Genomic DNA, 23,279 nt, shown 5'->3' with positions numbered 1-23,279 from the left:
CCGGCCGGGGGACACCCCGGGGCCGCGACAGGACGGCTCCCGGGCCGGCCCGCCCCCGCGCGCGTTCAGCGCGCCGAGAACCCGTACACCGTCTCCGAGCGGTACACCTCGCCGGGCCGCAACACCGTCGAGGGGAAGTCGGGGTGGTGCGGGGAGTCGGGGAAGTGCTGGGTCTCCAGGGCGATCCCGGCACCCGGGACGAACGGGTCCGGCAAATGGTCGCCCGTGTACAGCTGGAGGCCCGGCTCGGTCGTCGAGACGGTGAGCGTGCGGCCGGAGCCGGGGTCGTGCAGCTCGGCGACCTCCTGCGCCGTCCGCGTGACCCCCTTGTCCAGCACGTAGTTGTGGTCGTACCCCGAACCCACCTTGCGCGCCGTACGGAAGTCGAGGCGCGAGTCCGCCACGTCCCGCAGCTCGCCCGTCGGGATCAGCCCCTCGTCGACCGGGGTGAACCGGGAGGCGGCGAGCCTCAGTTCGTGCCCGCCCGCGGAACCGGACTCGGCGCCGGCCAGGTTGAAGTAGCTGTGGTTGGTGAGGCTGAGCACCGTCGGCGCGTCCGTCGTCGCCTCGTACGAGATCCGCAGCGCGCCCGACGCGGACAGGGAGTAGGTCACCGCGACCTCCACGGTGCCCGGGAAGCCCTCCTCGCCGTGCGGGCTCACCCGGCTCAGCCGCACCCCGTGCTCCACCGGCGCCGCCGCCCACACCCGCTTGTCGAAGCCCCGCGCACCGCCGTGCAGCAGGTTCGGCCCCTCGTTCGGCTCCAGGGCGTACACCCGGCCGTCCAGCGGGAACCGCGCGTCCGCCAGCCGGTTGGCGTAACGGCCGATCACCGCGCCCAGGTACGGGTCCGGATGCGCGAGGTAACCGTCCAGAGCGGCGAACCCCAGCGCCACCTCCGCCGGCCGGCCCTCCCGGTCCGGCACCCGCACCGACCGCACGACCCCGCCGTACGTCAGGACCTCCACCCGTGTCCCGCCGCGCTCCAGCGTCCAGCGATGGACCTCGGTGCCGTCGGGAAGTCTGCCGAAGAGTTCACTCATGGTGAAAACCCTAGGTCACCGTTGATCTAGGACGCCGGATCCGGTGCGGTGACGGTCCGGTAGGCGATCGCCGCGAGCCGCGCCTGGCCGTCCCTGCTGGGGTGGAACCAGTCCCAGTGGCTCAGCTGGTCGGTGCCGAACCGGTAGTCGTACACCGCGTTCCCGTCGAAGCGGCAGCGCCGGTCCCGGGCGCAGACCTCCTTGAGCACCTTGTTGTACGCCACCACCCGCTCCTGCACCCGGTCCCGCCGGCGCGCCGCCGACTCGCCCAGGTCGTCCGCGTCGCCCAGCATCGAGGGGCAGATGCCGAGCTTCCAGACCTCCTTGCCCAGCGGATCGTCCCGGCCCTGCTCCCACAGCCGCTTCAGGTTGGGCACGCTCGCCACGTACACCTGGGTCGCCGGACGGGCCGCGCGCAGTGTCCGCAGCGCCTCCTCGAAGTCCGCGCGGAACCCGGCCACCGACGTCATCGCCCGGGGGGAGGAACGGCAGGCGTCGTTCGCGCCCGCCATCACCGTCACCAGCTCCGGGTCCCGGGCCGCCGCCTCGCGCATCTGCCGCGTCAGATCCGCCATCCGGGCGCCGGTCATCGCGTAGTTCCAGCTGTGCGTCGCCGCACCGGCCGCACCGAGCAGCCGTACCGCCAGCGAGTCCACCCGGGCGTCGCTGCCCGTCGCCCAGGACACCTCGGGACAGTCCGACAGCACCGTGCACGCGTCGAAGCCCCGGGTGATGGAGTCGCCCACCGCGGCGATCGAGGCCGGGCTGCGGTTCCACACCGGGGCCCGCACGGCCCGCGCCTTGGTGCCCTCGGCCGCGGGCGAACCCCCGGCGGCGTCACATCCGGCGAGGCCCAGCACGGCGGCCGCCGCGACGGCCAGCGCGGCCCGCGCACGGTGGCTTCGCTTCCGCATTCCCGCACGTCTCCTCGCTCGGTGTCGGGTGTCTCCCCCCATCACAACGTGCGAGGGTTCCCGGCGCCCGGCCCGCTGGAACGAACGGACCCCGTACAAGCGTCCCCCCGGGTGAATGGCGGAGGATTCCTGGCGCCGGGACCGACGGTACGTCACACTCCTTGCGCCGCCGCAAGGTAGCCTCGCCATCAGTGCGGCCGTCGCGCCACGGCCGCCGGCCAGCCAGCAAGATGTCCCGCTCTGCCCGGAGGTTCCGGTGACGACACGTGGAGTTCTGTACGTGCACTCCGCGCCGCGCGCGCTGTGCCCGCACGTCGAGTGGGCCGTCGCGGGGGTGCTCGGCACGCGCGTCAACCTCGACTGGATCCGGCAGCCCGCGGCCCCCGGCACCTGGCGCTCCGAGTTCTCCTGGCAGGGCCAGGCCGGCACCGCCTCCAAGCTCGCCTCCGCGCTGCGCGGCTGGCACCTGCTGCGCTTCGAGGTCACCGCCGAGCCCTGCCCGACCGCCGAGGGCGAGCGCTACAGCTGCACCCCCGAGCTGGGCATCTTCCACGCCGTCACCGGCATCCACGGCGACATCCTCATCCCCGAGGACCGGCTGCGCGCCGCCCTCACCCGCGCCCAGCGCGGCGAGAGCGACCTGGCGGCCGAACTGGCCAAGCTCCTGGGCAAGCCCTGGGACGACGAACTGGAACCCTTCAGGTACGCGGGCGAGGGCGCCCCGGTGCGCTGGCTGCACCAGGTGGTGTGAGACCGCGCACGACCCGGACGGGCAACGGGAAGGGCCCCCACCAGCCGGTGGGGGCCCTTCCCTGTGTCTCGGAGGCGGTGGCTCAGAGGGTGCGGAACGCCAGGGCCACGTTGTGCCCGCCGAACCCGAACGAGTCGTTCAGCGCGGCGATCCGGCCCTCGGGCAGCCGGCGCGCCTCGCCCACCACGATGTCCGCGTTCACCTCGGGGTCGAGGTCCGCGACATTGATCGTGGGCGGCGCCGTACGGTTCACCAGCGCCAGGATCGACGCCACGGTCTCGATACCGCCGGCACCGCCGAGCAGATGACCGGTCATCGACTTGGTCGCGGAGATCGCCATGTGCTCGACGTCGTCGCCGAACACCTTCCACAGCGCCTTGATCTCGGCGACGTCACCCTGCGGGGTGGACGTGGCGTGCGCGTTCACGTGCACGATCTCGGCCGGCTTCAGGTCCGTGTTGTCCAGCAGGTTCTGCAGCGCGTGCGCGATGCCGTTACCGGACGGCTCCGGCTGCGTGATGTGGTGGCTGTCGGCGGAGATGCCCTGGCCGACGGCCTCGACGTAGATCCGGGCGCCGCGGGCCTTCGCGTGCTCCTCGGACTCCAGGATGATCACACCGGCGCCCTCGCCGAGCACGAAGCCGTCGCGACCGGAGTCGAACGGCCGGGACGCGCCCGCCGGGTCGTCGTTGTTCTTGGACATCGCCATCATGTTGCCGAACGCGGCGATGGGCAGCGCGTGGATCGCGGCCTCGGTGCCACCGGCCACGACCACGTCCGCACGCCCGGTGCGGATCATCTCGATCGCGTACCCGATGGCCTCGGCGCCCGAGGCGCAGGCCGACACCGGGGTGTGCACACCGGCGCGGGCGCCCAGCTCGATGCCGACGTTGGCCGCCGGGGAGTTGGGCATCAGCATCGGCACGGTGTGCGGGGAGACGCGGCGCACACCCTTCTCGCGCAGCACGTCGTACTGGTCCAGAAGCGTGGTCACGCCGCCGATCCCGGAGGCGATCACCGTACCGAGACGGTCGGGGTTCACGGACGCGTCCTCGCCGGCCCGGGCGGTGAAGCCGGCGTCCTGCCAGGCCTCACGGGCGGCGATCAGCGCGAACTGCGCCGAACGGTCCAGCTTGCGGGCCTGCGGCCGGGGGATGATCTCGCCCGGCTCGACGGCGGCCCGGGCGGCGATGCGGACCGGGAGGTCCGCCGCCCAGTCCTCCTCCAGCAGGCGGACACCGGACGTGCCGGCGACCAGGGCCTCCCAGAACGAGGATGCGTCGCCACCCAGCGGTGTGGTTGCGCCGATACCGGTGACGACCACGGTGCGATTGGTCGGGCTCACGGGAATTCTTTCTCCAACGGATGCGGGAATCTACGGCGCCACCGCCGGGTGGCGGGGCTGTACAGCCTGACGGCCGTGCGGCCTCAGCGAGTGGCTCAGGCCTGGTGCTTGAGGATGTACTCGGTCGCGTCGCCGACGGTCTTGAGGTTCTTGACGTCCTCGTCGGGGATCTTCACGTCGAAGCGCTCCTCGGCGGCGACGACGACCTCGACCATGGACAGCGAGTCGACGTCCAGGTCGTCGGTGAAGGACTTGTCCAGCTGGACGTCCTCAACCGGGATGCCGGCGATCTCGTTCACGATTTCGGCGAGACCTTCGACGATCTCTTCCTGGGTGGCGGCCATGTCAGGCGCTCCTTCTTCGATAATCCAGACGGTTTGTGGCAGTTGTCCCCTTGCCGAACCGCATGATCCGGCACGGAGTGCCTAGGGGAGGGTAACGACCGTGGCGGCGTAGACGAGACCCGCCCCGAATCCGATGACGAGCGCGGTGTCGCCGCTCTTCGCCTCCCCGGTCGCCAGGAGCCGCTCCATGGCGAGCGGGATCGAGGCGGCCGAGGTGTTGCCGGTGGTACGGATGTCGCGGGCGACCGTGACATGCTCCGGCAGCTTGAGGGTCTTCACCATCGAGTCGATGATCCGCACATTGGCCTGGTGCGGGATGAAGACGTCCAGGTCGTCCGCGGTGATCCCGGCCGAGTCCAGCGCCTGCTGGGCGACCTTCGCCATCTCGAACACGGCCCAGCGGAACACCGCCTGGCCCTCCTGCGTGATCGCGGGGAACTTGACGTTGCCCTCGCTGTCCACGGGAAGCTCGGACACGTCGCCGATCCGGAAGCGGTCCCACGGGACGGTCTGCTTGATGGTGCCGGCCTTGTCGCCCTCGGAGCCCCACACGGTCGGGCCGATGGCCGGCTCCTGGGAGGGGCCCACGACGACCGCGCCCGCGCCGTCGCCGAACAGGAAGGCCGTCGCCCGGTCCTCCAGGTCGGTCAGGTCGCTCAGCCGCTCCACGCCGATGACCACGACGTACTCGGCGGAGCCCTCCACCACCATGCCCTTGGCCAGGGTGAGGCCGTAGCCGAAGCCCGCGCAGCCGGCCGAGATGTCGAACGCGGCCGCCTTGTCGGTGCCGAGCTTGTCGGCGATCTCGGTGGCGATGGCCGGGGTCTGGCTGAAGTGCGACACGGTGGAGACGACGACCGCGCCGACCTGCGACGCGTCGATGCCGGCGTCCGCGATCGCCTTGCCGGCCGCCTCGACCGACATCGCGGAGACCGTCTCCTCGGGGCCGGCCCAGTGCCGGGTCTCGATGCCGGAGCGGGAGCGGATCCACTCGTCGGACGAGTCGATCTTCTCCAGGATCACCTCGTTGGGCACGACCCGGGTCGGGCGGTAACCCCCGACGCCGAGAATGCGGGCGTACGGGGCTCCCTTACTGGGCTTGATCTTCGCCATCTACGGCTCCTTAGGCGTCAGGCGTCGACGTGCTCGGTGATGAGCGCACGGGCCGCGTCGAGGTCGTCAGGGGTCTTCAGGGCCAGCGTCTTGACGCCGGGCAGCGCCCGCTTGGCCAGTCCGGTCAGCGTGCCGCCGGGGCACACCTCGATGAGCGCGGTGACGCCCAGCTCCTTGAAGGTCTCCATGCACAGGTCCCAGCGCACCGGGTTGGCGACCTGGCCGACCAGGCGGTCGAGGACCTCGGCGCCGGTCGCGACGGCCTTGCCGTCCTTGTTGGAGACGTAGGCGACGCGCGGGTCGGCGGGCGACAGCTCCGCGGCGGCCTTGGCCAGCGTCTCGACGGCCGGGGCCATGTGCCGGGTGTGGAAGGCGCCGGCGACCTTCAGCGGGACGACCTTGCGGACGCCCTCGGGCTTGTCCTCGTTCAGCGCGGCCAGCTGCTCCAGCGTGCCGGCGGCGACGATCTGGCCCGCGCCGTTGATGTTCGCCGGGGTCAGCCCCAGCTTCTCCAGGTGCGCGATCGAGGTCTCCGGGTCGCCGCCGAGCAGCGCCGACATACCGGTCTCGGTGATCGCGGCGGCGTCCGCCATGGCCAGGCCACGCGTGCGGACCAGGCCCAGGGCGGCGGCGTCGGACAGCACGCCCGCGAAGGCGGCGGCGGTGATCTCACCGACGCTGTGGCCGGCCACCGCACCGGGCGTGAACTCGGCGGTGGCACCGAGTGCCGCGCCGGACAGGAGCCCGGCGGCGACCAGCAGCGGCTGGGCCACGGCGGTGTCCCGGATGGCGTCGGCGTCGGCCTCGGTGCCGTAGTGCACCAGGTCCAGACCGATGGCGTCCGACCAGGCGGCGACACGGTCCGAGGCACCGGGGAGTTCGAGCCAGGGGGTCAGGAAGCCGGGCGTCTGGGCGCCCTGGCCGGGAGCGACGAGTACGAGCACTCTCACACTCTCTCTTGGGGACGGGCGCGGCCGCCCGTGGGGACAGGGACGAAGAACACGAAGGGCTTTTGTTGAGCTCCGACAAAACCCTATGCCTGGGCCTCGCCGTCGACCAGACGCCCCAGGATCAGCGCGATCCGCAACGTGAACGCGGATCGTACATCCGAAGGCGACCAACCGGTGACGTCTGTCACACGTCGGAGCCGGTAGCGCACGGTGTTCGGGTGAACGAAGAGCATCCGCGCCGCGCCCTCCAGGCTGCTCGCCTGCTCCAGGTAGACACTCAAGGTCTCCAGCAGCGCCGAGCCGGCCTCTTCGAGCGGTCTGTAGATCTCCTCCACCAACTGCTCGCGGGCGCTCGGATCGCCCGCGATCGCGCGCTCCGGCAGCAGATCGTCCGCCAGCACCGGCCGCGGCGCGTCCGGCCACGCGGTGCACGCCTTCAGACCCGCGGCGGCGGCCTGCGCGGACCGGGTGGCGGCCAGCAGGTCAGGTACGACGGGACCGGCGACCACCGGCCCGGCCGCGTACGGCCCGATCAGCGACTTCGCCACCGCGAGCGGGTTGGGGCTGCCGCCCGCGATCACCACCAGCCGGTCCCCGAGGACCCCGGTGAGGACCTGGAGCTTGGCGTGCCGGGCGGCCCGCCGGATCGCCTCCACGGTCAGTTCGCTGTCCCCGTCCGGGGCCGTCCCGAGCAGGACGCACACGTGCTCGGGCGAGTTCCAGCCCAGCGCGGCGGCCCGGCTCACCGCACCCTCGTCGGCCTCGCCGCTGAGCACGGCGTTGACCACCAGCGATTCGAGCCGCGCGTCCCAGGCGCCGCGGGCCTCCGCCGCCTGCGCGTACACCTGGGCGGTGGCGAAGGCGATCTCCCGCGCGTACACCAGCAGCGCCTCGCGCAGCACCCGCTCGTCGCCCGGTGCGGCCACCTCGTCGATGGCGCTCTCCATGACCTCGATGGTGGTGCGCACCATCTCCACGGTCTGCCGCAGTGTGATGGCCCGGGTCAGTTCCCGCGGCGCGGTCCCGAACACATCGGTGGAGATCGCCTGCGGGGCGTCCGGCCGCCGGAACCACTCGGTGAACGCCGCGATGCCCGCCTGGGCGACCAGCCCGATCCAGGAACGGTTCTCCGGGGGCATGGCCCGGTACCACGGCAGGGTCTCGTCCATCCGCGCGATGGCCTGCGCGGCGAGATTCCCGGAGGACTTCTCCAGCCGTTTCAGGGTCGCGGCGTGCGTATGGACGTTCGATGCTGCGGGGTCACTGCTGTGGGATTCGGGTTCGGGCACGGGGACAAGAGTGCCTTATCCGGACGGCACCATGCGCCGCCGGGTCACCGGTGGGGACGGGCGGGGGCCACGGGGACTACGGAGCGGGACGCCGGGGCGGACCCGTGGCACGGGGCGGGGTGCGGGTCCGTCCGCGGGCGGGGCGGGGATACGGTGGTGATCGTGATGGACGTACGGCGCGCCGCCGAGCGCTACCCGGGCGGGGACCCGGCGGCCGGGATCGAGACCCGCCACGCCTTCTCCTTCGGCCCGCACTACGACCCGGACAACCTGGCCTTCGGCCCGCTGATCGCCTGCAACGAGGAGCGCCTCGCGCCGGGCGCCGGATTCGGCGAACACCCGCACAGCCACACCGAGATCGTCACCTGGGTGATCGAGGGCGAGCTGACCCACCGCGACTCCGCGGGCCACGAGACGACGGTGCGCCCGGGGGACGTCCAGCACCTGCGCGCCGCGGCCGGCGTACGGCACGTGGAACGCAACGACGGCGAGGGCCCGCTGGCCTTCCTCCAGATGTGGCTGACGCCCCGGGAGCCGGGCGGCGACCCGTCGTACGCGATCGTCCCCGGCATCGCCGACGCCACCCCCTACGCCGTCCCGGCCGCGGGCGCGACGCTCCACGTCCGCCGCCCGGCCGAGGGCGCCCGCACCGCCCTGCCCGACGCGCCGTACCTCTACGTCCATGTCGTGCGCGGCGAGGTGCGGCTGGCCGGCGAGCAGTTGCACCCCGGCGACGCGGCCCGGATCACCGGCGCCCGCGGCCTGACGGCGGTGGCGACGACCCGGGCGGAACTGCTGGTCTGGGAGATGACCGGCTGAGGCCGACGCGGCGTACCCGCGGATGTGAACCGCCTCCCGCCGGGGGACGTCGAACGGGCCGGCCTCGGGCGACGGTCAGCGGGCGGCGCGCGTCTCGGCCAGCACCGCGTCCGTGAACACCGGCCACGCCTCGATCGCCCACGGCCCGAAGGCGCGGTCGGTCAGGGCGGCGCAGGCGAGGTCCGCGTCCGGGTCGACCCACAGGAACGTACCGGACTGACCGAAGTGGCCGAAGGTGCGCGCGGAGGACGAACCACCCGTCCAGTGCGGGGACTTGGAGTCACGGATCTCGAAGCCCAGCCCCCAGTCGTTCGGGTTCTGGTGCCCGTACCCCGGCAGCACGCCCTTGGTGCCCGGGAACTGGACCGTCATCGCCTCCGCCACCGTGCGCGGGTCCAGCAGCCGGGGCGCCAGCAGCTCCGCCGCGAACCGCAGCAGGTCCTCGACCGTCGAGACCCCGTCCTTCGCCGGGGAACCCGCGAGCGAGGTGGCCGTCATGCCCAGCGGCTCCAGCACCGCCTGCCGCGCGTACTCGGCGAACGGGATGTCCGTCGCCTTGGCGACATGGTCCCCGAGCTGCTCGAACCCGGCGTTGGAGTACAGCCGCCGCTCCCCGGGCGGTGCCGTCACCCGGTGCTCGTCGAAGGCCAGGCCCGAGGTGTGCGCGAGCAGGTGGCGGACCGTCGCCCCGGGCGGGCCGGCCGGCTCGTCCAGCTCGATCGCCCCCTCCTCGTACGCCACCAGCGCCGCGTACGCGGCCAGCGGCTTGGTGACCGAGGCGAGGGGGAAGCGGTGGGCGACGGGGCCGTGCGTCCCGAGGACGGTCCCGTCGGCTCGTACGACACCCGCCGCCGCGGTGGGCACGGGCCAGTTCTCGATCGACGCCAGGCTGTTCAACGACATGCGGACGAGCCTATGCGGCTCACAGCTCCAGCCGCATCGACGGGTCGGGCTTGCGGACGAAGCCGAGCGACGCGTACAGGGGCTCGGCCTGCGCGGACGCGTTGAGGTCGACCCGCCGCACGCCCTGCGCCCGGAACCACTCCAGCAGCTCTTCCACGCACGCCCGCGCGTACCCGCGCCGCCGCGCACCGGGATCGGTGGCCACGCTGAACACATGCCCGACCCGCCCCCGCGGGTTCCCCGCCCGGCCGATGCGGTACTCCACGGTCCCGCAGGCCAGCGCGGCCAGCGCCCCCGGCCGGTCCGGGTGGTCCACGACGAAGGCCGCGAAGCCGCCGCCCGGATCGGCCAGCCGGTCCCGCAGCGCCGGAAGCGATTCGGCGTGCCAGTCCGTCGGCCCGCCGCCGTCCGCGGACATCGAGTCGATCATCACCTGCCGCAGTCGCAGGACTTCGCCGGCCTCCTCGGGCAGTGCCCGCCTCACTGGACTCATGAAGCCGTAGGCTAACCACCGGCCTCGCCGCCGGTCCCGCGCTTTTCTTACCGGCCTCGCTTGCTTGGAGTGCACTCCAAGGTCATAGCGTTGAGGCATGACGGTGATGCAGACCACGCCTGCGACGCTCGAGGAATCCCACCCAGCCGACATCTGCTCCGCCCGGCCCGCGCCCCATCCGCGCCCCGACGGCCAGGACCGCTACACGATCAGTGAGGTCGTCGCCTTCACGGGTCTGACCGCGCACACCCTGCGCTGGTACGAGCGGATCGGGCTGATGCCGCACATCGACCGCTCGCACACCGGGCAGCGCCGCTACAGCAACCGCGACCTGGACTGGCTGGACCTGGTGACCAAACTGCGGCTGACCGGCATGCCGGTGGCGGACATGGTCCGGTACGCGGAACTGGTGCGCGCGGGCAGCAGCACCTACCGGGAGCGGCAGGAACTGCTGGAGCAGACCCGCCGGGACGTCCTCGGGCGGATCGCCGAACTGCGCGACACGCTCGCCGTACTGGACCGCAAGATCAGCTTTTACGCGACAGAGGGGACCACTCGATGACCGACGCCAGGATTCCGACGGCACGCCTGGGAGCGCAGGGGCCGGAGGTCGGCGTGCAGGGCCTCGGCTGCATGGGCATGAGCTTCGGCTACGGCCCCACCGACGCCGAGCAGGCCCGCGCGGCCCTCGACCGGGCGCTGGAGCTGGGCGTGACCCTCTACGACACCGCCGACGCGTACGGCGCCGGGGAGAACGAGCGGTTCCTCGCCCCCTTCTTCCGTGCCCACCGCGACGAGGTGGTGATCGCCACCAAGTTCGCCCTGTCCATCCCGAAGGACGACCCGACCAAGCGGATCATCCGCAACGACGCCCCCTACATCCGCGAGGCCGTCGAGGGCAGCCTCCGGCGGCTCGGCGTGGACGTGATCGACCTCTACTACATGCACCGCCGCGATGTGAACGTGCCCATCGAGGAGACCGTCGGCACGATGGCGGAGCTGGTGCGCGAGGGCAAGGTCAAGCACCTGGGCCTCAGCGAGGTCACCGCCGACGAGCTGCGCGCCGCGCACGCCGTGCACCCGATCGCCGCCGTGCAGTCGGAGTGGTCCCTGTTCAGCCGGGACATCGAGGCGCACGTGGTGCCGGCCGCGCGGGAGCTGGGCGTCGCCCTGGTGCCGTACTCGCCGCTCGGGCGGGGCTTCCTCACCGGCGCCTTCGCCAACGCCGACCAGGACCTGACGGCCGACGACTTCCGCCGTCAGCAGCCCCGCTTCACCGGCGACAACGCGGCGGCCAACGCGGCCCTGCTCGAACCCCTGCGCGCCGTCGCGGAGGCCCACGGCGCCACCCCGGCCCAGATCGCCCTGGCCTGGGTGCAGCAGCGGGCGGCCGTCGACTCGCTGGCGGTCGTCCCGATCCCGGGCACCCGCAAGGCGAGCCGGGTGGCGGAGAACGTGGCCGCCACCCGCATCACCCTGACCGAGGCGGAACTGTCCCGGCTGGAGCCGATCGCGGGCAAGGTGGCCGGCGAGCGGTACGCGGACATGAGCTTCACCTCGGCGGGCCGGGAGTAGTCAGAGTTCCGCGAGCAGCTGCGCCTTCTTGCCGGCGAACTCCTCGTCGGTGACCAGCCCGGCCTGGTGCAGCTCCCCGAGGTGCCGGATGCGTTCGGCGATGTCCGCCGGGTCACGGCGGCACGGCGGCGCCGCCGGCACCGGACGGCGCGAGCGGACCGCCGCCAGCACCGCGGCGGCGAACGGCAGCGACTCGTGCACCGGACCGTAGCCGAGCCCGAACACCACCGCCGCCGGATCCTGGTCGGGCTCGGGCGCCACGTCCGGTGCCGGACCGGAGGCGCGCAACCGGAGATAGCCCGCCAGGGCCTCCGGTGAGCGCCACTCCACCCCGCACAGGTCGGCGACCGGGTAACTCTGGTCGCCGGCCTTCCACTTGGCCGACGACGCGCCCGTCCACGACCACCGGAACTGCACCGACGTGCCGTCGAAGGCGGCCTTCCCGTCGTACGCCTTGAACTGCAACGGCGCCTCGGGCGCCGCCACCAGATAGCGGTCCGCCGGCCCCGACTCGGTGAGCCGCGACGTCAACTCCCCGGCGCGGGACGCGGCCTCCGACTCCCGCTCGGCCGGCAGGACCAGCCGGTAGGGATCGGAGCCCTCCTTCAGCTGGCCGTCGGCCGCCTCCATCAGCGGATCGGCACCCGCGCGGGGCAGCAGCCGCAGGACGACGGTGCCGCGCCGGCCCGGAGCGAGCCGTACCTCCTCGACCGCGGACAGCGGGATGCGCCGCTCCCCGAGCGCCTGGAACAACTTCGGTGTTCGAATCCCCCGTTCGTAACGGATGAGCACGGAGTCGGACTCGAACTCCCAGACGGCATGAAAACCCGCCAGTACGTCACCCATGCGGCTCATCGTATGCGGCACGTCCCCCTCCGTCGCCTCCCTCGCGGACCGCACTTCCTGCTGTTTCTACGCGCGTTGGGCCGTCTTCGTGCCGGGCAGGTCCGCCCGGCACGCGGCGGTACCGCCGGCGCAGGTCACCTCGTCGTAGGCGCCCGTGCCGATGTCGGCGAGGTTGCGCAGGCTGTCCGTGCCCGGCTGGAAGTAGCCGGCGTGGCCCTGCGCGTCCTCGGCGGACAGCACCCGGGCGCCGAAGGCGGCGGAGACCGGGTCGGCGCCGTGCCCGAGCCCGCCCAGCTCCAGGTACGGCACGTCCGCGATCCAGTCGGTGGCGTCCCGCATGGCCCACACCCGGGCGGCGGTGTCCAGGTGGGCGGCCTTGGAGACCCGCATGCCGGGGCTGGCGGCGACCGCTATGTCGGTGACCCGCCGCGGCATTCCGGGCGCGGCCACGCCGCAGAGCACCGAGCCGTAGCTGTGGCAGAACATCGACACCGGGGCGCCGCCGGGCAGGGCCCGCAGCAGCGCGTTCAGCCGCAGGGAACCCTCCGCCGCGCGCAGCCCGGTGGCCGCGTCCACGCCGAGGCCGTCGGGGGAGGTGTAGTCGGCCCAGGCGATCACCGCCGTACGCGTGGCGGGACGCGTCGCGCGCTCCTGTGCGTACAGCGCCTTGGCCATGCCGACCGGGGCGGTGTACGGCCGGTTCGTCTTCTGGAAGGTGAGCAGGTCGGTGTCGACACCGGGGACGACGACCGAGATCCGCTCGGCCCTGGTCAGGTTCCCGAAGACCTCGGAGATGCGGCCGGTGCCCTCCGGGTCGAAGGAGAGGATCTGCCGGCCGGGGGTCAGCAGCGACTCGTAGCGGTGCATGCGGCGGCCCGCGTCCTGCTGGCCGGCCGTGCTGAGCCGGCTGTCGTGCATGCGCTCGCGCTCGGTCGCGCGCTCCTGCTCCAGCGCCAGGTGGTTCGCCCGGTACCGCAGGTCGACCGGCGCGCCGTTCATGTTGCCGACGGCGAGCGGGTAGCGGTGGACGAGGCGGGTGCGGTCGTGGGCGGAGAGCGTGGCGAAGAAGCGGGAGAGCCGCGCGGGGCCGGCCTCCGGATCGGGCAGGCGCAGCCCGTGGAGGCTGCCGTGTCTCCACTTGTCGAGCGAGGCCTGGAGCTCGCTCGACTCCCGGTGGGTGCGCAGCGCGGTCCATCCGGTGGTGGCGAGCATCACGAACACGACGGCCAGCGCCAGCATCGCGCGCCAGACGTTGAGTTGCGGGGAGGAGGTGTCGAAGGAAGTCACTGGGAGGACACACTAGGAGAACGAGACGGTCTCGCGGTAACCGGGTGACCGGGATCACGTTTCGACGGAAGTCGAACACGCCGTGAACGATCTTTCGAACCCGGCGAAGTGGATCTGGCGGACGCCGCGCCGGCGGTCGCCCGGACCCGCGTCGGACGATCTTTCCGGCGTGCTGCCAACGGCCTCAGGCCGAGCGCCAGTTCCCCCCGAGCGCCGAAGTCACCTGATCGAGGTACGAGACGGTGAGCTTCCGGACGGCTTCCAGACTGCAGTCACGGCCCGAGCACCACTGGCGTTCCGTGACCCTTATCACCCCGCCGAACACCGCCACCGCGAGCCGCGGCCGGGGGTCCGTGTCCACGTCCACGCCCTCCCGCTCGGCCAGCAGTCGCGCCATCGTCTCCTCGGCCGCGGTCGAGCGGCGCAGATGGGCGGCGAGCAGCGCGGGCGTCGACTCGATCGTGCGGTACATGCGCAGATACAGATCGACCGGCACGGCCGACTCCAGGTTGCCCCGGACCGCGTCCCAGCCCTCCAGGACGGCCTGCCGCAGCGCCTCCATCGGCGGCTCGTGCGGCGGACGGGCGCGCAGGGCGGCGAGGAAGAGCGCCTGCGCCCGCTCCTGCATGGCGAAGGCCGCTTCCTCCTTGCCCGCGAAGTAGCGGAAGAAGGTGCGCTGGGAGACGTCGCAGGCCGCGGCTATCTCGTCCACGGTCGTGCGCTCGTACCCCCGGGTGGTGAACAGTTCCAGAGCGGCCCGCAGCAGCGCCTCCCGGGTACGCCGCTTCTTGCGCTCGCGCAGCGTCTCCATGGCCCTCGACGGCCCCTCTCATGACGTTCGGCCAGCTCAGCAGTGTATATCCGCCTCCTGTCAGTTACCGACTTATGAAATTGTTTGTCAATTGTCAGTGGCTGTCACTAGTCTCGAACGCATGACTGGTCAGACCACCATCGACACGACAGGGCCGGGTGACGGAGCCCCGGCGGCCCCGGCGGAGCGGACCCCGGACGCGGGGCTGCGCGGCCACCCCTGGCTCACCCTGATCACCGTTGCCGTAGGGGTCATGATGGTGGCCCTGGACGGCACCATCGTGGCCATCGCCAACCCGGCCATCCGGGACCATCTGCACGCGAGCTTCGCCGATGTGCAGTGGATCACCAACGCCTACTTCCTCGCCCTCGCGGTCACCCTGATCACCGCGGGCAAGCTCGGTGACCGCTTCGGCCACCGGCAGACCTTCCTCATCGGCGTGACCGGCTTCGCCGCCGCCTCCGGGGCGATCGGCCTGTCGCACACCATCGCCACCGTCATCATCTTCCGTGTCTTCCAGGGCCTGTTCGGCGCGCTGCTGATGCCGGCCGCGCTCGGCCTGCTGCGGGCCACGTTCCCGGCCGAGAAGCTCAACATGGCCATCGGCATCTGGGGCATGGTGATCGGCGCGTCCACCGCGGGCGGCCCGATCCTCGGCGGCGTCCTCGTGCAGCACGTCAACTGGCAGTCGGTGTTCTTCATCAACGTGCCGGTCGGCGCGATCGCGCTGGTGCTCGGCGTGCTGATCCTGCTCGACCACCGGGCCCAGAACGCGCCGCGCTCCTTCGACGTGCTGGGCATCGTGCTGCTGTCCGGTGCGATGTTCTGCCTGGTCTGGGCGCTCATCAAGGCCCCGTCCTGGGGCTGGGGCGACGGCAGGACGTGGGGCTTCATCGTCGCCTCGGTCCTGCTCTTCGCGTTCTTCGCGTTCTGGGAGACCAGGGTCGCCGAGCCGCTCATCCCGCTCGGCCTGTTCCGCTCGGTGCCGCTGTCGGCCGGTGTGGTCTTGATGGTCCTCATGGCCATCGCCTTCATGGGCGGCCTGTTCTTCGTGACGTTCTACCTCCAGAACGTCCACGGCATGTCCCCGGTCAACGCGGGCCTGCACCTGCTGCCGCTCACCGGCATGATGATCGTCGCCTCGCCGCTCGCCGGCGCCGCGATCACCCGGTTCGGCCCGCGGGTGCCGCTGGCCGGCGGCATGGCCGCGACCGCGATCGCCATGTACGGCATGTCCACCCTCAAGGCCGGTACCGGCAGCGGGGTGATGTCCCTCTGGTTCGCCCTGCTCGGCCTCGGCCTCGCGCCGGTCATGGTCGGCGCGACGGAGGTCATCGTCGGCAACGCGCCCATGGAGCTGTCCGGTGTGGCCGGCGGCCTCCAGCAGGCGGCCATGCAGATCGGCGGCAGCCTCGGTACGGCGGTGCTCGGCGCGGTGATGGCCTCCAAGGTCGACAGCTCGCTGGAGGGCAACTGGAAGGCGGCCGGGCTGCCGCCGCTGACCCCGGCCCAGCTGGACCAGGCCTCCGAGGCAGTACAGGCCGGTGTGGCACCGGTGCAGAAGGGGATACCGGCGCCGATCGCCGCGAAGATCACCGAGGTGGCCCACCACACCTTCATCTCCGGCATGAGCCTCGCCTGCCTGGTGGCGGCGGGCGTCGCGGTGGTCGCCGTCCTCGTCGCCTTCCTCACCAAGCGGGGCGACAACGCGGAGGCGGGGGCGGGCGTGGGTCACATCTGACCCGCGGTCGCCCGGCCGGGTGACTCGGCCGGGGTTCCCTGGCGCGGCGCGCACCGCGCGCCGCAGAGTGGATCACGCCCGGGCGCACGCTGCAGGAGGGGAACAGCGTGCGCCCTGCGGGCCGTTGACCGGGCACGACGCGCCGCCGGGCCCCGGCGATCGCCCGCCGAAGCGGGCGGCGGTGGTCAGGCGTCGCCGCCGGCCGCTCCCGGGTGGGCCGCCGTGACGTCCAGGACCTGGTAGCGGTCGATGGCCTGCTTCAGGGCGGAGCGGTCGATCCGGCCCGCCCGTGCCAGCTCCGTGAGCACGGCCACCACGATCGACTGCGCGTCGATGTGGAAGAACCTGCGCGCCGCGCCCCGGGTGTCGGCGAAGCCGAAGCCGTCCGCGCCGAGCGACTGGTAGGGCCCCGGCACCCACCGGGCGATCTGGTCCGGCACCGACCGCATCCAGTCGGACACGGCCACGAACGGCCCCTCCGCGCCGCTCAGTTTGCGCGTCACGTAGGGGACGGCCTGCTCCTCCTCCGGGTGCAGCAGGTTGTGCTGCTCGCAGGCGACGGCCTCCCGCCGCAGCTCGTTCCAGGACGTCGCGGACCACACGGCCGCCCGCACGTTCCAGTCCTCCGCGAGGATCCGCTGCGCCTCCAGCGCCCACGGCACCGCCACCCCGGACGCCATGATCTGCGCCGGGATCGCCCCGCCGGGGCCGTCGGAGAGCTTGTGGATGCCCTTGACGATGCCCTCGACGTCCACGTCGGACGGCTCCGCCGGGTGCCGGATGGGCTCGTTGTAGACGGTGAGGTAGAAGAAGACGTCCTCGCCGTGCGGGTGTTCGGGCGAGCTGCCGTACATCCGCCGCAGACCGTCCTGCACGATGTGCGCGATCTCGTACGCGTACGCCGGGTCGTAGGCCACGCACGCCGGGTTCGTCGAGGCCAGCAGCTGCGAGTGCCCGTCGGCGTGCTGGAGGCCCTCGCCGGTCAGCGTCGTACGGCCCGCGGTCGCGCCGAGGACGAACCCGCGCGCCAACTGGTCGGCCATCTGCCAGAACTGGTCACCCGTGCGCTGGAAACCGAACATCGAGTAGAAGACGTACACCGGGATCAGCGGCTCGCCGTGCGTGGCGTACGCCGAGCCCGCCGCGATCAGCGAGGCCGTGCAGCCCGCCTCGGAGATGCCGTCGTGCAGCATCTGCCCGGTCGGCGACTCCTTGTAGGCGAGCAGCAGTTCACGGTCCACCGACTCGTACTGCTGCCCGAGCGGGTTGTAGATCTTCGCGCTCGGGAAGAAGGAGTCCATGCCGAACGTGCGGTACTCGTCCGGCGCGATCAGCACGAACCGCCGGCCGATCTCCTTGTCCCGCATGAGGTCCTTGAGCAGCCGCACAAAGGCCATCGTGGTGGCGATGGACTGCTGCCCCGTGCCCTTCTTCACGGTCGCGTACGCCTTGTCGTCCGGCAGCGCGAGCGGTTTGGAGCGCACGACGCGCGTGGGGACGTAACCGCCGCAGCCCTTGCGGCGGTCGTGCATGTACTGGATCTCCTCAGAGTCCCGGCCCGGGTGGTAGTACGGCGGCAGGCCGGACTCCAGCTCCCGGTCGGAGATCGGCAGGTGCAGCCGGTCCCGGAAGCGCTTGAGGTCGTCGACCGTCAGCTTCTTCATCTGGTGCGTGGCGTTGCGGCCCTCGAAGTTCGGGCCCAGCGTCCAGCCCTTGATCGTCTTGGCCAGGATCACCGTCGGCTGGCCCTTGTGCTCCTTGGCCGCCTTGAACGCCGCGTAGATCTTGCGGTGGTCGTGCCCGCCGCGCCCCAGGTGCAGGATCTGGTCGTCGGTCATGTTCTCGACCATGGCGCGCAGCCGGTGGTCGTCGCCGAAGAAGTGCCGGCGGATGTAGGCGCCCGACTCCGTGGCGTACGTCTGGAACTGCCCGTCCGGGGTCATGTTCATCTTGTTGACCAGGACGCCGTCCCGGTCCTGCGCGAGCAGCGGGTCCCAGCTGCGGTCCCAGATCAGCTTGATCACGTTCCAGCCGGCGCCCCGGAAGACCGACTCCAGCTCCTGGATGATCTTCCCGTTGCCGCGCACCGGTCCGTCCAGGCGCTGGAGGTTGCAGTTGACCACGAAGGTCAGGTTGTCCACGCCCTCCCGGGCCGCCAGCGTGAGCTGGCCCAGCGACTCCGGCTCGTCCATCTCGCCGTCGCCGAGGAACGCCCACACGTGCGACCTGGAGGTGTCCGCGATCCCGCGCGCCTCCATGTAGCGGTTCATCCGCGCCTGGAAGATCGCCCCCAGCGGGCCGAGGCCCATGGAGACCGTCGGGAACTCCCAGAAGTCCGGCATCGAGCGCGGGTGCGGATAGCTGGACAGGCCGTTCGGGTACTTCGACTTCTCCTGGCGGAAGCCGTCCAGCTGGTCCTCGGTGAGCCGGTCCAGCAGGTAGGCGCGCGCGTAGATGCCGGGGGAGGCGTGGCCCTGGAAGAAGACCTGGTCGCCGCCGTCGCCCTCGTCCTTGCCGCGGAAGAAGTGGTTGAAGCCCACGTCGTAGAGCGACGCCGAGGAGGCGAAGGTGGCGATGTGGCCGCCCACGCCGATGCCGGGCCGCTGGGCGCGCGAGACCATCACGGCCGCGTTCCAGCGGGTCGCGTTCAGGATCCTGCGCTCGATCTCCTCGTTGCCCGGGAAGAACGGCTCGCTCTTGGTGGGGATGGTGTTGACGTAGTCCGTGCTGCGCATCTCGGGCACGGCCACGCGCTTCTCGCGGGCCCGCTCGATCAGCCGCAGCATGAGGTAGCGCGCCCGCTCCCGGCCGCGCTCGTCCACGACCGCGTCGAGGGAGTCGAGCCACTCCTGGGTCTCTTCGGGATCGAAGTCAGGAACCTGACTCGGAAGGCCGCCAATGATGATCGGGGTGCGATCGGATCCGGAAGCCACGCTGTTCCTTACCTGTCGGAGGGCCGGTTCTTGCTCGTACTGCTGCTCGCTGCTCGTACCGCTACTCGCGCCTACTGTTCGTGCCCGCGCCGTTCCCCATCGTGTACCGAGGGAGCACGCCCGTCATCTCCACCGCCGGCTCCCCGCCGTACCGCCGGAGCACACCGCCGGTCAAAACGCAACGATACGCCCGGGGTGTGACGCGCTTGGCAAAGTTGTTCGATGGTTCCATCCGTGGATGATTCCGCGCCGTGCAAACCGGGCACATCGGGGTGATGTGGGTGGCGCGGAATCGAGATACGGTGCCAGGAGTTGCGGCGACACGGCCGGGATCGTCACCGTTTCGGCGGTCGGGACCGCCGGGTACTTGCGCGATCCGCCCCGCCCGTGTGGACTACGGCCAATGCTTCGCGCACGCGCGTGGCTGAGATATTCACCAAGACATGATCAGGAGGCAACCCGTGAGCGCGACCGCGGACCACGCGGAGGAGCGGACGAACCCTGCCGCCAGGCTGGGGTTCCAGCCCGGGCAGGTGGTCCAGGAGATCGGCTACGACGACGACGTCGACCAGGAACTCCGCGAGTCCATCGAGGAAGCCATCGAGGGCGATCTGATGGACGAGGAATACGACGACGTGGCCGACGCCGTTGTGCTGTGGTTCCGTGATGACGACGGCGACCTGACGGATGCGCTGGTGGATGCCACCACGTACATCGAGGAGGGCGGCGCGATTCTGCTCCTCACGCCGAAGACGGGTCGTGACGGGTACGTGGAGCCGAGCGACATCCAGGACGCCGCCACGACGGCCGGGCTGACCGCGGCCAAGAGCGTGAGCGTCGGCAAGGACTGGAGCGGCAACCGGCTGGCCACGCCGAAGGCGGCCAAGTCGAAGCGGTGACCGCCGCCCGGGCGGGCCGGATCCCACCGGCCCGTCCGGGAACCCTGGTGATCGCTGCGTAGGGTGGAGCCGAGCGTTTGCTGTGCTCTCACCCGAACAGCCCACCGAAGGGAAGCACGACATGGCGATCCAGGTCGGCGACAAGGCGCCCGATTTCGAGCTCAAGGACAACCACGGCCGCACCGTGCGGCTCGCCGACTTCCGCGGCGAGAAGAACGTGGTCCTGCTCTTCTACCCCTTCGCCTTCACCGGCGTGTGCACCGGCGAGCTGTGCGCGCTGCGCGACAACCTGCCGAAGTTCACCGACCGCGACACCCAGCTGCTCGCCGTCTCCAACGACTCCATCCACAGCCTGCGCGTCTTCGCCGAGCAGGAGGGCCTGGAGTACCCGCTGCTCAGCGACTTCTGGCCGCACGGCAACGTCTCGCGCGCCTACGGCGTCTTCGACGAGGACAAGGGCTGCGCGGTGCGCGGCACCTTCGTCATCGACAAGGACGGCGTGGTGCGCTGGACGGTGGTCAACGGTCTGCCGGACGCGCGCGACCTCAACGACTACGTGAAGGCGCTCGACACCCTCTAAATCGGCCGGTCGGCCGATATCCGGGGCCCTTCGGGTCCAGGGTCCGCGGGGGGCGGGAACCCGTCACTAGGATCGGTTCGTTGATCCCATATCCGAAGCACGACGGGGCTCCCCGCCCCTCGACACCACATGGAGGACTCGTGGGAGTCAGCCTCAGCAAGGGCGGCAACGTCTCGCTGACCAAGGAGGCCCCGGGCCTGACCGCCGTCATCGTCGGTCTGGGCTGGGACGTGCGGACCACGACCGGCACCGACTTCGACCTCGACGCGAGCGCGCTGCTGCTGAACACCTCCGGCAAGGTCGTCAGCGACCAGCATTTCGTCTTCTTCAACAACCTCAAGAGCCCCGACGGCTCCGTGGAGCACACCGGCGACAACCTCACCGGTGCGGGCGAGGGCGACGACGAGGCCATCAAGGTCGACCTCGCCGCGGTCCCGGCCGACGTCGACAAGATCGTCTTCCCGGTGTCGATCTACGACGCCGAGAACCGCCAGCAGTCCTTCGGCCAGGTCCGCAACGCCTTCATCCGCGTCGTCAACCAGGCCAACCAGCAGGAGATCGCCCGCTACGACCTCAGCGAGGACGCCTCCACCGAGACCGCCATGGTCTTCGGCGAGCTGTACCGCAACGGCGCCGAGTGGAAGTTCCGCGCCATCGGCCAGGGCTACGCCTCCGGCCTGCGCGGCATCGCCCAGGACTTCGGCGTCAACGTCTGACGCCCGTGCGTTTCGCGGCACTCCGTCCGGCGCCGAGCCGTTTACGGCCGGCGCCGGACGCGCAGGACAACAGGGAAGCACCGTCAGGGGAGGACCAGCATCATGGGCGTCACGCTCGCCAAGGGAGGCAACGTCTCCCTCTCCAAGGCCGCACCGAACCTCACCAACGTCATGGTCGGGCTCGGCTGGGACGCGCGGTCCACCACCGGCGCCCCCTTCGACCTGGACGCCAGCGCGCTGCTGTGCGGTGCCGGCAACCGGGTGCTGGGCGACGAGTGGTTCGTGTTCTACAACCAGCTCACGAGCCCGGACGGCTCCGTGGAGCACACCGGCGACAACCTCACCGGTGAGGGCGAGGGCGACGACGAGTCCATCCTGGTGGACCTCGCCAAGGTGCCGCCCCAGTGCGAGAAGATCATCTTCCCCGTCTCCATCCACATGGCCGACGAGCGCGGGCAGACCTTCGGCCAGGTCTCCAACGCCTTCATCCGCGTGGTCAACCAGTCCGACGGCCAGGAACTCGCGCGCTACGACCTCAGCGAGGACGCCTCCACCGAAACCGCCATGATCTTCGGCGAGCTGTACCGCTACCAGGGCGAGTGGAAGTTCCGTGCGGTGGGCCAGGGGTACGCGTCCGGATTGCGCGGCATCGCTCTAGACTTCGGAGTCAACGTTTCGTAAAGCCGTGCTCGGCGCGGGGGAGACCCTCATGGGAGGCGCCCCCACAACACGATGGGGTAACCAGTGCTTCTGAAAACCTTCGGCTGGTCGTTCGCGGTGACCGCGCTCGGCCTGGTCGCCGCCGTCTTCTACGGGGGCTGGGAGGCCTTCGGGGTCGTGGCGATCCTCGCCGTCCTCGAGATCTCGCTGTCCTTCGACAACGCGGTGGTCAACGCCGGGATCCTGAAGAAGATGAACGCCTTCTGGCAGAAGATCTTCCTCACGGTCGGCGTGCTCATCGCCGTCTTCGGCATGCGACTGGTCTTCCCCGTCGTGATCGTCGCCATCACCGCCAAGCTCAACCCGATCGACGCGGTCCACCTGGCCTTCGCCGACAAGGACCGCTACCAGCAGCTGGTCACCGACGCCCACCCGGCGATCGCGGCCTTCGGCGGCATGTTCCTGCTGATGATCTTCCTGGACTTCATCTTCGAGGACCGCGACATACAGTGGCTGCGCTGGATCGAGCGGCCCCTGGCCAAGCTCGGCAAGGTCGACATGCTGTCGGTCTGCATCGCCCTGATCGTGCTGCTGATCACCTCCTTCACCTTCGCCACCCAGGCCCACCAGCACGGCGGCATCCACGCCGACAAGGCGCAGACGGTCCTGATCTCCGGCATCGCCGGCCTGATCACCTACATGATCGTCGGAGGTCTCTCCGGCTTCTTCGAGGAACGCCTGGAGGAAGAGGAGGAGCGCGAGCACGAGGAGGAGGAAGAGGCCGCCCGCACCGGCAAGAAGAAGTCGGCCGTCCTGCTGGCCGGCCAGGCCGCGTTCTTCATGTTCCTCTACCTGGAGGTCCTGGACGCGTCCTTCTCCTTCGACGGCGTGATCGGCGCCTTCGCCATCACCAACGACATCGTGATGATGGCCCTCGGCCTCGGCATCGGCGCGATGTACGTCCGCTCGCTCACCGTCTACCTGGTCCGCCAGGGCACCCTGGACGACTACGTCTACCTGGAGCACGGCGCCCACTACGCGATCGGCGCCCTCGCCCTGATCCTGATGGTGACCATCCAGTACGAGATCAACGAGGTGATCACCGGCCTCGTCGGCGTCGTCCTGATCGCCCTGTCCTTCTGGTCCTCCGTGCGCCGCAACCGGGCCCTCGCGGCGGCCGGTGCCGGCAGCGGGGAGAAGGCCGAGGTCTCCTCCGGGGTGTGACACCCTGACCGGTGAGGAACGCTTCGTTCGGGGCGGCGGGCAC

Annotated in this window: 23 protein-coding genes; 10 read left to right on the top strand and 13 right to left on the bottom strand. The window is 71.1% G+C overall.

What is annotated here, in order from left to right; all coding sequences use genetic code 11:
- Window positions 1-65: 65 nt before the first annotated feature.
- Window positions 66-1,043 carry an aldose epimerase family protein gene (locus BLW85_RS13840; RefSeq protein WP_070027638.1) on the bottom strand — a complete coding sequence of 326 codons (978 nt, stop codon included), beginning with the start codon at window positions 1,041-1,043 and terminating at the stop codon, window positions 66-68.
- 26 nt (window positions 1,044-1,069) lie between these two features.
- Window positions 1,070-1,957, bottom strand: coding sequence for an SGNH/GDSL hydrolase family protein (locus BLW85_RS13835; protein WP_070027637.1), 888 nt, complete (start codon window positions 1,955-1,957; stop codon window positions 1,070-1,072).
- A gap of 256 nt (window positions 1,958-2,213) precedes the next feature.
- On the opposite strand from BLW85_RS13835, the gene BLW85_RS13830 reads away from it, so the two are divergent.
- Complete coding sequence (locus BLW85_RS13830; RefSeq protein ID WP_070027636.1) at window positions 2,214-2,708, top strand: DUF3145 domain-containing protein; 495 nt, start codon at window positions 2,214-2,216, stop codon at window positions 2,706-2,708.
- Window positions 2,709-2,790: 82 nt separating this feature from the next.
- Here the strand turns inward: BLW85_RS13830 and fabF are convergent, their stop codons facing one another.
- The 5 genes from fabF to BLW85_RS13805 all read right to left on the bottom strand — a co-directional run bounded on the left by fabF (window position 2,791) and on the right by BLW85_RS13805 (window position 7,749).
- Entirely contained in the window at window positions 2,791-4,053 is a 1,263-nt protein-coding gene (gene fabF, locus BLW85_RS13825) for a beta-ketoacyl-ACP synthase II (RefSeq protein WP_070027635.1), read from the bottom strand.
- 95 nt (window positions 4,054-4,148) lie between these two features.
- Entirely contained in the window at window positions 4,149-4,397 is a 249-nt protein-coding gene (locus BLW85_RS13820) for an acyl carrier protein (protein ID WP_070027634.1), read from the bottom strand.
- Window positions 4,398-4,478: 81 nt separating this feature from the next.
- Window positions 4,479-5,510: a ketoacyl-ACP synthase III gene (locus tag BLW85_RS13815; RefSeq protein WP_070027633.1), complete on the bottom strand. Its 1,032-nt coding sequence runs from the start codon at window positions 5,508-5,510 to the stop codon at window positions 4,479-4,481.
- Window positions 5,511-5,527: 17 nt separating this feature from the next.
- Window positions 5,528-6,454 carry an ACP S-malonyltransferase gene (locus BLW85_RS13810; RefSeq protein ID WP_074992195.1) on the bottom strand — a complete coding sequence of 309 codons (927 nt, stop codon included), beginning with the start codon at window positions 6,452-6,454 and terminating at the stop codon, window positions 5,528-5,530.
- An 89-nt stretch (window positions 6,455-6,543) separates the two neighbouring features.
- Window positions 6,544-7,749, bottom strand: a complete 1,206-nt coding sequence (locus BLW85_RS13805) for a PucR family transcriptional regulator (RefSeq protein ID WP_070027631.1) — start codon at window positions 7,747-7,749, stop codon at window positions 6,544-6,546.
- Between the two features lie 165 nt (window positions 7,750-7,914).
- Between BLW85_RS13805 and BLW85_RS13800 the strand changes: the two genes are divergently transcribed.
- Entirely contained in the window at window positions 7,915-8,568 is a 654-nt protein-coding gene (locus BLW85_RS13800) for a pirin family protein (RefSeq protein WP_074996066.1), read from the top strand.
- Window positions 8,569-8,643: 75 nt separating this feature from the next.
- Here BLW85_RS13800 and BLW85_RS13795 read toward each other — a convergent pair whose 3' ends face one another.
- A complete protein-coding gene (locus BLW85_RS13795) occupies window positions 8,644-9,471 on the bottom strand; it encodes a serine hydrolase domain-containing protein (protein ID WP_074992191.1) in 828 nt (275 codons plus the stop codon).
- A 19-nt stretch (window positions 9,472-9,490) separates the two neighbouring features.
- Complete coding sequence (locus BLW85_RS13790) at window positions 9,491-9,964, bottom strand: GNAT family N-acetyltransferase (RefSeq protein WP_070027629.1); 474 nt, start codon at window positions 9,962-9,964, stop codon at window positions 9,491-9,493.
- Between the two features lie 97 nt (window positions 9,965-10,061).
- Between BLW85_RS13790 and BLW85_RS13785 the strand changes: the two genes are divergently transcribed.
- Window positions 10,062-10,526 carry a MerR family transcriptional regulator gene (locus BLW85_RS13785; protein WP_070027628.1) on the top strand — a complete coding sequence of 155 codons (465 nt, stop codon included), beginning with the start codon at window positions 10,062-10,064 and terminating at the stop codon, window positions 10,524-10,526.
- Window positions 10,523-11,539, top strand: a complete 1,017-nt coding sequence (locus BLW85_RS13780; RefSeq protein WP_070027627.1) for an aldo/keto reductase — start codon at window positions 10,523-10,525, stop codon at window positions 11,537-11,539. The genes BLW85_RS13785 and BLW85_RS13780 overlap by 4 nt, the downstream gene beginning before the upstream one ends.
- On the opposite strand, the gene BLW85_RS13775 is transcribed toward BLW85_RS13780, so the two are convergent.
- From BLW85_RS13775 to BLW85_RS13765, 3 genes are all read right to left on the bottom strand, one after another.
- A complete protein-coding gene (locus tag BLW85_RS13775; RefSeq protein ID WP_070027626.1) occupies window positions 11,540-12,385 on the bottom strand; it encodes a DUF4429 domain-containing protein in 846 nt (281 codons plus the stop codon).
- A 66-nt stretch (window positions 12,386-12,451) separates the two neighbouring features.
- A complete protein-coding gene (locus tag BLW85_RS13770) occupies window positions 12,452-13,672 on the bottom strand; it encodes an alpha/beta hydrolase (RefSeq protein WP_074992190.1) in 1,221 nt (406 codons plus the stop codon).
- A 184-nt stretch (window positions 13,673-13,856) separates the two neighbouring features.
- A complete protein-coding gene (locus tag BLW85_RS13765; protein WP_074992189.1) occupies window positions 13,857-14,483 on the bottom strand; it encodes a TetR family transcriptional regulator in 627 nt (208 codons plus the stop codon).
- A gap of 121 nt (window positions 14,484-14,604) precedes the next feature.
- Here BLW85_RS13765 and BLW85_RS13760 point away from each other — a divergent pair, with 121 nt between their 5' ends.
- Window positions 14,605-16,224, top strand: a complete 1,620-nt coding sequence (locus tag BLW85_RS13760) for an MFS transporter (RefSeq protein ID WP_070027623.1) — start codon at window positions 14,605-14,607, stop codon at window positions 16,222-16,224.
- Between the two features lie 185 nt (window positions 16,225-16,409).
- Here the strand turns inward: BLW85_RS13760 and aceE are convergent, their stop codons facing one another.
- Window positions 16,410-19,157, bottom strand: coding sequence for a pyruvate dehydrogenase (acetyl-transferring), homodimeric type (gene aceE, locus BLW85_RS13755; protein WP_074992187.1), 2,748 nt, complete (start codon window positions 19,155-19,157; stop codon window positions 16,410-16,412).
- A gap of 461 nt (window positions 19,158-19,618) precedes the next feature.
- Here aceE and BLW85_RS13750 point away from each other — a divergent pair, with 461 nt between their 5' ends.
- The 5 genes from BLW85_RS13750 (at window position 19,619) to BLW85_RS13730 (ending at window position 23,236) form a co-directional block, all read left to right on the top strand.
- Complete coding sequence (locus BLW85_RS13750) at window positions 19,619-20,056, top strand: DUF3052 domain-containing protein (RefSeq protein ID WP_070027621.1); 438 nt, start codon at window positions 19,619-19,621, stop codon at window positions 20,054-20,056.
- 121 nt (window positions 20,057-20,177) lie between these two features.
- Window positions 20,178-20,636 (top strand): peroxiredoxin, encoded by a 459-nt coding sequence (locus BLW85_RS13745; RefSeq protein WP_070027620.1) that lies wholly within the window; start codon window positions 20,178-20,180, stop codon window positions 20,634-20,636.
- 140 nt (window positions 20,637-20,776) lie between these two features.
- On the top strand, window positions 20,777-21,352 hold the full coding sequence (locus tag BLW85_RS13740) for a TerD family protein (RefSeq protein ID WP_070027619.1): 576 nt from the start codon (window positions 20,777-20,779) through the stop codon (window positions 21,350-21,352).
- Window positions 21,353-21,454: 102 nt separating this feature from the next.
- Window positions 21,455-22,033, top strand: coding sequence for a TerD family protein (locus BLW85_RS13735; RefSeq protein ID WP_070027618.1), 579 nt, complete (start codon window positions 21,455-21,457; stop codon window positions 22,031-22,033).
- Window positions 22,034-22,096: 63 nt separating this feature from the next.
- Entirely contained in the window at window positions 22,097-23,236 is a 1,140-nt protein-coding gene (locus BLW85_RS13730) for a DUF475 domain-containing protein (protein WP_074992185.1), read from the top strand.
- Window positions 23,237-23,279: the final 43 nt, after the last annotated feature.

The organism is Streptomyces misionensis (assembly GCF_900104815.1).
Taxonomy (GTDB): Bacteria; Actinomycetota; Actinomycetes; order Streptomycetales; family Streptomycetaceae; genus Streptomyces; species Streptomyces misionensis.
This window is presented reverse-complemented; position numbering and strand designations above follow the sequence as displayed.

Coding starts and splice junctions, on each gene's coding strand:
- BLW85_RS13820 (WP_070027634.1), bottom strand. CDS start 4,397: ATGGCCGCCACCCAGGAAGAGATCGTCGAAGGTCTCGCCGAAATCGTG.
- BLW85_RS13800 (WP_074996066.1), top strand. CDS start 7,915: ATGGACGTACGGCGCGCCGCCGAGCGCTACCCGGGCGGGGACCCGGCG.
- BLW85_RS13835 (WP_070027637.1), bottom strand. CDS start 1,957: ATGCGGAAGCGAAGCCACCGTGCGCGGGCCGCGCTGGCCGTCGCGGCG.
- BLW85_RS13815 (WP_070027633.1), bottom strand. CDS start 5,510: ATGGCGAAGATCAAGCCCAGTAAGGGAGCCCCGTACGCCCGCATTCTC.
- BLW85_RS13795 (WP_074992191.1), bottom strand. CDS start 9,471: ATGTCGTTGAACAGCCTGGCGTCGATCGAGAACTGGCCCGTGCCCACC.
- BLW85_RS13745 (WP_070027620.1), top strand. CDS start 20,178: ATGGCGATCCAGGTCGGCGACAAGGCGCCCGATTTCGAGCTCAAGGAC.
- BLW85_RS13775 (WP_070027626.1), bottom strand. CDS start 12,385: ATGGGTGACGTACTGGCGGGTTTTCATGCCGTCTGGGAGTTCGAGTCC.
- BLW85_RS13790 (WP_070027629.1), bottom strand. CDS start 9,964: ATGAGTCCAGTGAGGCGGGCACTGCCCGAGGAGGCCGGCGAAGTCCTG.
- BLW85_RS13785 (WP_070027628.1), top strand. CDS start 10,062: ATGACGGTGATGCAGACCACGCCTGCGACGCTCGAGGAATCCCACCCA.
- BLW85_RS13765 (WP_074992189.1), bottom strand. CDS start 14,483: ATGGAGACGCTGCGCGAGCGCAAGAAGCGGCGTACCCGGGAGGCGCTG.
- BLW85_RS13840 (WP_070027638.1), bottom strand. CDS start 1,043: ATGAGTGAACTCTTCGGCAGACTTCCCGACGGCACCGAGGTCCATCGC.
- BLW85_RS13760 (WP_070027623.1), top strand. CDS start 14,605: ATGACTGGTCAGACCACCATCGACACGACAGGGCCGGGTGACGGAGCC.
- BLW85_RS13735 (WP_070027618.1), top strand. CDS start 21,455: ATGGGCGTCACGCTCGCCAAGGGAGGCAACGTCTCCCTCTCCAAGGCC.
- BLW85_RS13780 (WP_070027627.1), top strand. CDS start 10,523: ATGACCGACGCCAGGATTCCGACGGCACGCCTGGGAGCGCAGGGGCCG.